General features: G+C 74.1%; 4 protein-coding genes. 3 read left to right on the top strand and 1 reads right to left on the bottom strand.

All coding sequences use genetic code 11. From position 1 onward, the window contains the following. Positions 1–661 precede the first annotated feature (661 nt). The 3 genes from AH6_RS46885 to AH6_RS40190 all read left to right on the top strand — a co-directional run bounded on the left by AH6_RS46885 (position 662) and on the right by AH6_RS40190 (position 4,891). Entirely contained in the window at positions 662–2,956 is a 2,295-nt protein-coding gene (locus tag AH6_RS46885) for a M20/M25/M40 family metallo-hydrolase (protein WP_067491402.1), read from the top strand. Between the two features lie 130 nt (positions 2,957–3,086). Continuing rightward, the gene (locus tag AH6_RS40195) at positions 3,087–4,064 is read left to right on the top strand and encodes an ATP-binding cassette domain-containing protein (RefSeq protein WP_067491400.1); all 978 of its coding nucleotides are present in this window, start codon (positions 3,087–3,089) and stop codon (positions 4,062–4,064) included. After that, positions 4,061–4,891 (top strand): ABC transporter permease, encoded by an 831-nt coding sequence (locus tag AH6_RS40190; protein ID WP_245679686.1) that lies wholly within the window; start codon positions 4,061–4,063, stop codon positions 4,889–4,891. Before AH6_RS40195 ends, AH6_RS40190 begins: the two co-directional genes overlap by 4 nt. Positions 4,892–4,898: 7 nt before the next feature. Here the strand turns inward: AH6_RS40190 and AH6_RS40185 are convergent, their stop codons facing one another. Beyond that, complete coding sequence (locus AH6_RS40185) at positions 4,899–8,105, bottom strand: AfsR/SARP family transcriptional regulator (protein ID WP_067491398.1); 3,207 nt, start codon at positions 8,103–8,105, stop codon at positions 4,899–4,901. Between the last annotated feature and the right edge of the window lie 34 nt (positions 8,106–8,139).

The following is an 8,139-nucleotide window of genomic DNA, read 5'->3' as shown; positions in this document are numbered from 1 at the left end:
AAATCCCTGCCGACACCCGAAAGCATCAGCACGGGGTGACCAGGCGCATTGGCCTGGTCTATAAAGGCACTGGCTTTTAACACGCTGTTGAGTTCTCAAGAAACGGACACCCACCGCGCTTGACCCGCTACTCGCGAGCCCCGCTCCGGGGCAACCCTTCAAGCTTACCGGGTTCTTCGTTCCTGTCAAGCGACCCAGTTGAGTCGATCTTCAGGTCCGCGCCCAACCCGCCGCACACCATCAGCAGACGATCAAGATCGCCTGTGTCGGTCTTGCGGAGGTGTCCTCGGGCCGGCCACCTTGCGGCGTCCTGCATCCCGTCTGGGCTGTCCACTCCAGAGTAACCCGACTCGGAGCAAGCTTCGAACCGTTTTTCCCTCAGTGGCTTCCCCGGGGCCGTCCGCCTCTCGGCGTCCCGCATCCCCTCGGGGCAGGAAGAACATTAGGTAACGCGAGGGGGCCCGTCAAATCAGCGCGGCCACCTTCGCGCACCCTCCCGGAAACCTCCTGGTCAGCGGCGGTTAACCCGCTCCGACACGCGCGGCCGTCAGACGGCCGACCAACCGGGGTCTCCGGGGTGCCAACACAGTGAGGGTCATCATTCTTCCCCGCCACGTCGTGGTGAGAGCGCAGTAAGGACGGCTCCACGGACACTGCGGACATGGACCGCACGATGGTGAGTGTTCTGGCCGAGCCGCGCCAGCGGGTGCTCGCGGGTGCGGGGACCTTGCTGCTGTTGTTCGTGGTGGCGCTGGTGTCGGTGTTGGATCTGCGGCCGCCAGCGGCCCGGGACGCCGCGCCGAGTGAGTTCAGCGGTACGCGGGCGTTCGCTCACGTCAGCGAGTTGGCGCGTGAGCCGCATCCCAGCGGGACGTCCCAGAACGTGCGCGTGCGCGACTCCGTTGTGGCGAAGCTGCGCAGTTTTGGTCTGCGTCCCGAGCTGCACGAGGGCGTGGGGCGGGGCGCGGGTGAGTTGAAGGGGTACGCGGCGCGGGCCTCCTCCGTCGTCGCGGTGATTCCTGGGACGGCTCCAACCGGTCGGGTCTTCCTGGCGGCGCACTACGACTCGGCCACGCAGGGGTCGCGTGGCGCGGCCGACGACGGGGTGGGCGTCGCGGCAGTCCTGGAGACGGCGCGGGCGCTGGTGGCGTCGGGGAAGCGACTCCGCAACGACATGGTCCTGCTGATCACCGATGCGGAGGAGGCGGGGCTGATGGGTGCTGAGGCGTTCGTCACCTCGCATCCGCTGGGTCGCGCGGGGCGGCGGGTCGTGTTCAACTACGAGGCGGCCGGCTCCAAGGGACCGGCGATGATGTACCGGACCTCCCAAGGCAACGCCCCGATGATCGGGTGGCTTGCGAGAGCGCCGCATCCGGCGGGCGATTCGGTGTCGGCGGCGCTGGAGGCGCTGGCTCCGGGTGACACCGATGTACGGGTCTTCCGGAACGCCGGGTTCGACGCGCTGGACACCGCGCTGGTCGACGGCCGGGTGAACTACCACACGCCCCTGGACGACCCGGCGCACCTGTCGCGGGCGTCGGTGCAGCACATGGGCGTCAACATGCTGGCGATGGCGCGGACGGCCGGGGACGCCGACCTGGCGGTGCTCGACGGCGCGGGCGATGCCGTCTACTTCGGCCTGCCCGGTGATCTGCTGGTGCACTACCCGGTGGGATGGGCGCTCCCGCTGGCCGGGGCGGGGCTGGTGGCGGTGCTGGCCTTGGGATGGCTGGTGCGGCGGCGTCGGCTGGCCTCAGTGCCGAGGATGGTCGCCGCGTTCGGGCTGACGCTGGTCCCGGTCGTGGTCTCGGCGGGCGCCGGGCTGGCGGTATGGCCGGTGCTGACGGCGCTGCGGCCCGGGTACGCCGACATGTCCAACGGTGATCCGCACCGGGCGTTGTTGTTGCGGTGGGCGGTCACGGCGCTGGGCGTGCTGATCGTGCTGGCCTGGTACGGGGCGGTGCGGCGGTGGATCGGCCCGGCGGCGCTGGCGCTGGGCGGGATGGCCTGGTGCGCGGTGCTGGGTGTGGTGGCGGCGTTGCTGGTGCCCGGGGCGTCGCATGTGCTGGCGTTGCCGGTGCTGGGCGCGGCGCTCGGCGGGCTGGTGGCGTTGCGGTTCGGGGAGGGGTCGGCGGCGCGGGCCGTGGTCCTGGCGGTGGGGTTGCTTCCCACGGCGCTGCTGTTGTGTTCCTATGTCCCGCCGTCGTACTGGGTGGGGCTGGCGGGCGGCGCGGTGCAGGCGCTGCCGCTGGTGGTCCTGGCCGGTGTGCTGGTGTTGCCGCAGATCGAGATGTGCTGGCCGCACCGGCGCGGGTTCCTGGTCCCGGTGGCGGCGGCGCTGGTGGTGGTCGTGCTGGCGGGGTGCGGTGTCGCGGTTGACCGGTTCGACCGGGCGCATCCCCGGCTGAGCAACCTGATCTACATCCGGGACGCCGACGCGGGCACGGCGCGGTGGGCGTCGTCCGACCGGAGCCCGACGGCGTGGCTGCGGCGCTACGTGCGGGGCGCGGCTGAGCCGCTGGGCAGGGAGTGGCCCTACGACCCCGAGACACCCATGGCCACCGACCCCGCCCCGGCGACGTCGCTGCCCGCCCCGGCTTTGAAGGTGCTGGAGGACCGCACCGCCGGTGGTGAGCGCACGTTACGCGTCCGGATCACCTCGCCGCGCGGGGCCGCCGCCGTGCACGTGCAGGTGGACGAGACGTCGGCGCGGGTGCTGCGGGCGTGGGTGGCGGGGCGCGCCGCCGAGCTGCTCGACCAGGGGCTGTACTTCGTCGCGCCCGGCCGGGACGGCTTCGAGCTGCGATTGGTCGTGCGGCCCGGCGTCGGCAAGGTGCGGATCCGGCTCGCCGACCACTCCTACGGGCTGACCGGTGTGCCCGGTTTCGTCCCTCCCCCGCCCGGCAACGCCCTGCGCACGCAACTGCTGGCGGTGCAGGCCGTCCGGGAGGTGTAGCGGGCGTCCGCCCTGGTCGGAAGGGCTCCTGACGCCGCTCACGGCGAGGTGTCGGCGATATGTCGGCGGGCGTCAGCGCCGTGTCAGCGCGCCCGCCGACAGTGGTCTCAGCGACGACGAAGGAGACCACATGAGCGATGTGATCAGGGCCGAGGGGCTGCGCAAGCGCTTCGGCGACACTCAGGCGCTGGACGGCGTCGACCTGACCGTGCGGCGCGGCACCGTGCTGGGTGTGCTCGGGCCGAACGGCGCGGGCAAGACCACCGCCGTCCGGGTGCTGGCGACCCTGTTGAAGCCGGACGCCGGGCGGGCCGAGGTGTGCGGGTACGACGTGGTGCGCGACTCCGTGCGGGTGCGCGCCAAGATCGGGCTGACCGGCCAGTACGCGTCGGTGGACGAGGAGCTGACCGGCACCGAGAACCTGGTCATGATCGCCCGGCTGCTCGACTTCTCCCGGCGTGAGGCGCGGGCGCGGGCCAAGGAGCTGCTGGCGCGCTTCTCGCTGACCGACGCGGGCGGCCGCGCCGTCAAGACCTACTCGGGCGGGATGCGGCGGCGGCTGGACCTGGCCGCCAGCCTCATCAACCGGCCCGAGGTGATCTACCTGGACGAGCCCACCACCGGCCTGGATCCCCGGGCGCGCGGCGAGGTCTGGGACACCGTGCGCGAGGTCGTCGCCGACGGCGCGTCGGTGCTGCTGACCACCCAGTACCTGGAGGAGGCCGACGCGCTGGCCGACCGCATCGCGGTGTTCGACCACGGCCACGTGATCGCCGAGGGCACCTCCGCCGAGCTGAAGGCGCGGGCCGGGCGGCAGACGCTGGCCGTGCGCGCCGCCGACCTGTACCGGGTCGAGCAGCTCACCACGATCGTGGCCGACCTGACCGGCGCCCGGCCGGAGGTGCAGGCCGCCACCGGGCTGGTCACCGCGCCGATCGGCGATCCGGCCGTGTTGTCGGCGGTGGTGCGGCGGCTGGACGAGGCGGGCCTGGTCGCCGCCGAGCTGGCGCTGCGCATGCCGAGCCTGGACGAGGTCTTCCTGACCCTCACCGGCCACCACGCCGAGCCCGCCGCCACCGAGACCGTCACCGAAGGGAGCCTGGTATGAGCACCATGACCGCCGACACCGCGAGCGCCGTCCGGACGGGGGCCGAGCCGCCCCGCCGCGTCAGCCCGCGCCGCACGCTGAGCCACGGCCTGACGCTGGCCTGGCGCAACATCGCCCAGCTCAAGCACTCCCCGGAGAAGCTGCTGGACGTGACGTTGATGCCGATCGTGTTCCTGCTGCTGTTCCTGTACGTGTTCGGCGGCGCGGTCGCCGGCGACACGCACTCCTACCTGCAGAAGCTGCTGCCGGGCCTGGTCGCGCAGATGGCGATGTTCGCCACCATGGGCCTGGGCACCGCGCTGGCCGAGGACATCCAGAAGGGCGTGTTCGACCGGTTCCGCAGCCTGCCGATCGCCCGCTCCGCGCCGCTGATCGGCACGGTGCTGGGCGACACCGTGCGGTTCCTGATGGTGGTGACGGTCCTGGTCGGGTTCGGGACGGCGCTGGGGTTCCGGTTCCACACCGACCCGCTGTCGGTGCTGGGCGCGTTCGCGCTGGCGTACGTGTTCTACCTGGCGGTGAGCTGGGTGTCGGTGCTGGTGGGGCTGCTGGCCCCGGGCCCGGAGACGGTGCAGGGGCTGGCGTTCCTGTGGGTGATGCCGCTGACGTTCGGCAGCAGCGTGCTGGTGCCCGACACCTCCACCATGCCGGGCTGGTTGCAGGCGTGGACGAAGGTCAACCCGGTGACGCACCTGGCCGACGCGGTGCGGGCGCTGACGACCGGCGGGCCGGTCGGCAACCACGTCTGGTACACGCTGGCGTGGGCGGCCGGGATCGTGCTGGTCACCTTCCCGATCGCGATCCGCATGTACAACCGCCGCGCGTGACCCCCGCTCAGGGGGTGAGGGCGAGGGCGTCCTCGCGGGTGGCCTGCCGACCCCGGTCGTAGGCCGCCGCGAAGGCGTCCTCGCCCAGCGCCGTGCGGGCCGCCCGCTCGGTGCGGTCCACCTCCATGCTGAGCTGGTCGCGGTAGCCGTGCACGCGGTGGGCAAGGCCCAGCAGCTCGGCCGCGCGGACGAGGTCGCCCTCCGCGGCGCGGTAGGCCGCCAGGCCCTCGACCAGCGTGGCCAGGTTGGGGTTGCTGAACATGACGGCGGAGGCGGCCGCCTCGAACGCCTGGGCGTGCCGCCGCCGGGCCTCGGCGAGGTCGCCCTGCTGCTCGGCCAGGCAGCCCAGCTTGCTCAGCGTCAGGGCGGACACGTGGATGAAGTCGGCGCGGTGGCGGCGCGGCTCGATCAGCTCCAGGGCGCGGCCCAGCGAGACGCTCGCGGAGACGAGGTCGCCGTCGCCGCGCTGCAACTCGCTCTGCCACAGGTAGGCGCTCGCGGTGTTGGCGTAGTCGCCGATGCGCTCGGTCTCGCGCAGGCCGCGCTCCAGGTCGCGGCGGGCGCCCTCGGGGTCGCCGGCCGCCGAGCGCACCCGGGCCAGCTCGATCAGCATCGACGCGCCCTGCTCGGGGCTGACCTGCTGGGACGCGTAGCCGTACGCCTCCTCGCCGTGCCGGACGGCCGCGGCCAGGTCGCCGCGGGCCTGCGCGACCTGCACCAGCGCGATCAACGACATGATCTTGCCGCCGCGCTCGCCGAGCGCGGCGAAGCCCTCGTAGCCCACCCGCGCCTGCTCGGCGGCGCGCTCCACCTCGCCGTCGTTCATCGCCAGCATCGCCTCGCCGGTGTGCGCGGCGGCCCGCACCCACGGGTCGGGATGGTCCATGATCTCGGCCAGGCCCGCGCGCGCCTCGGCGTTGCCGCCGAGGAACACCCGGGCCAGCGGGCGCATCAGGATCATCACCGGGTGCCGGGGCTCGACGGGGACCAGGTCGTACAGGGTCTGGAACGTCTCGCGCAGGGAGTCGGGCCGCGCGCCCTCGTCCTTGCCCATCTCGGCGATCATCATCGCGGTGAACCGGCAGACCGCGTACTCCTCCTCCAGGCCGGGCGGCGCGGTGTCGCCGACCAGCTCGTAAACGGCCACGGCCCAGCCGCCGGCCTCGCGCTCCAGGTCGCGCATCAGCCAGAACCACAGCAGCTCCCGCACCAGCCGCAGCCCGGAGACCTCGTCGCGGGCGTCCACGACGTAGCGGAAGGCGGCGCTGAAGTTGTCGCGCTCGGCGGTCAGCCGGTCGGCCCAGGCGAGCTGGTCGTGGCGGCGCAGCTCGGGTTCGGCGCGTTCGGCCAGCTCCAGGTGCCAGGCGACGTGCGCCGCGCGGACCCGCGCCGTCTCGCCCGCCTCGTCCAGGCGCTCGGCGGCGTAGACGCGCATGGTCTCCAGCAGCCGGTAGCGGACGGCGGCCGAGCCGTCGGCCATCACCAGCGACTTGTCGACCAGCGCGGCGATCACGTCGACGACCTCGTCGGGGTCGCCGCCGGGCAGGCAGACGCGGGCGGCGGCCTCGGGGGTCGCGCCGCCGGCGAACACCGACAGCCGGCGCAGCACGGTGCGCTCGGTGTCGTCGAGCAGCTCCCAGCTCCAGTCCACGACCGCGCGCATCGTGCGGTGCCGGGGCAGCGCGGCCCGGCTGCCGCCGGTCAGCAGCCGGAAGCGGTCGTGGAGGCGGGCGGCGACCTGGGCGGGGGTGAGCGAGCGCAGCCGGGCGGCGGCCAGCTCGATCGCCAGCGGGATGCCGTCCAGCGCGCGGCAGACCGCCACGACCTGCGGGGCGGTCTCGTCGTCCACGGCGAAGCCGGGCCGCACGGCGGCGGCGCGGTCGGCGAACAGCCGCACCGACGCGTGGCGGAGCGCCTCGGCGGCGTCGGCGTCGGCGGGCGGCAACGGCAGGGACGGGACGTGGCAGAGCGACTCGCCGGTGATGCCGAGCGGTTCGCGGCTGGTGGCCAGCACCCGCACGCCGGGCGCGGCGGCCAGCAGCCGGTCCACCACGACGGCGGCGGCCTCCACCAGGTGCTCGCAGTTGTCCAGCACCAGCAGCGCGCGGCGGGGCGCGAGCACGTCGGCGAGGCGGTCGAGCTGGCGCGTGCCGGTCCAGGTCTCGCCGGTCTTGACGGCGTCGGGCACGCCCATCGCGGTCAGGACGGTGGTGGCGATGTCCTCGACGACGGCGGGCCCCTCACCCGCCACCGGCGCGAGCGGCACGAACCACACGCCGTCGGGCTGGTCGCACAGCAGCGGCGCGGCGGCCTCGGCCGACAGGCGGGTCTTGCCCGCGCCGCCGGGGCCGATCAGCGTGACCAGGCGGGCCTCGCGCAACATCTTGCCGACGCGGCGCGACTCGTCCTCGCGGCCGACGAAGCTGGTGAGCTGGGCGGGCAGGTTGGTGCGCGGCTCCGGCGGCGCGGCGGGCGGCGGTTCGGGCGCGGCGGGCTCGTCGCGCAGCAGCGCCAGGTGGACGGCCGCCAGCTCCGGGGACGGGTCGGCGCCGAGGCGTTCGGCGAGGATCCGCCGGGCCTGCTCGTAGGAGTGCAGGGCCTCGGCGGTGCGGCCCGCGGCGTGCAGGGACCGCATGAGCAGGCCGCGCAGGCGCTCGCGCAGCGGGTGCGCGGCGACCAGCGCCTCCAGCTCGGCGATCTGCGCGGTCGCCTCGCCCAGGGACAGTTCGGCGTCGGCGCGGTCCTCGATCGCGGCCAGGCGCTGCTCTTCCAGGCGGGCGACGGTCGCGGCGGCGAAATCGGCGTCGGCGACGTCGGCCAGCGCCGGACCGCGCCACAGTTCCAGGGCCTTGCGGAAGGCGGCGGCGCGAGCGGCGGGGGCGGTCTCGGCGCGGGCGGCGGCGACCGCGCGGCCGAACGCGGCGGCGTCCACCTCGGCCGGGTCGACCGCCAGCAGGTAGCCGCCGGGGCCGTGCTCGACGAGGTCGCGCCCGGCGGCGTTGCGCAGCCGCGACACCAGCGCCTGGAGCGCGCCGGCGCCCCCGGCGGGCGGCGCGCCCTCCCACAGGTCGTCCAGCAGGCGGTCGGCGGACACCGCGCGGCCCGGGTCGAGGGCGAGCCTGATCAGCAGGGCGCGCAGGCGCGCCCCGCTGACCTCGACCGGCCGGCCCGCCGCGTCGCGGACGGCCAGCGGCCCGAGAATGCCGATGCGCACGGTGCCCCCTTCCCTCCCGCCATTGTTGCCGATC

The sequence above is a fragment of the Actinomadura hibisca NBRC 15177 genome, assembly GCF_001552635.1.
Taxonomy (GTDB): domain Bacteria; phylum Actinomycetota; class Actinomycetes; order Streptosporangiales; family Streptosporangiaceae; genus Spirillospora; species Spirillospora hibisca.
Note: the sequence above shows the minus strand (reverse complement) of the source record. Positions and strands in the feature narration are given on the sequence as shown.

Bases quoted from the DNA above. Each gene is read 5' to 3' on its own strand.
- AH6_RS46885 (WP_067491402.1), top strand. From the start codon at position 662: ATGGACCGCACGATGGTGAGTGTTCTGGCCGAGCCGCGCCAGCGGGTG.
- AH6_RS40195 (WP_067491400.1), top strand. From the start codon at position 3,087: ATGAGCGATGTGATCAGGGCCGAGGGGCTGCGCAAGCGCTTCGGCGAC.
- AH6_RS40190 (WP_245679686.1), top strand. From the start codon at position 4,061: ATGAGCACCATGACCGCCGACACCGCGAGCGCCGTCCGGACGGGGGCC.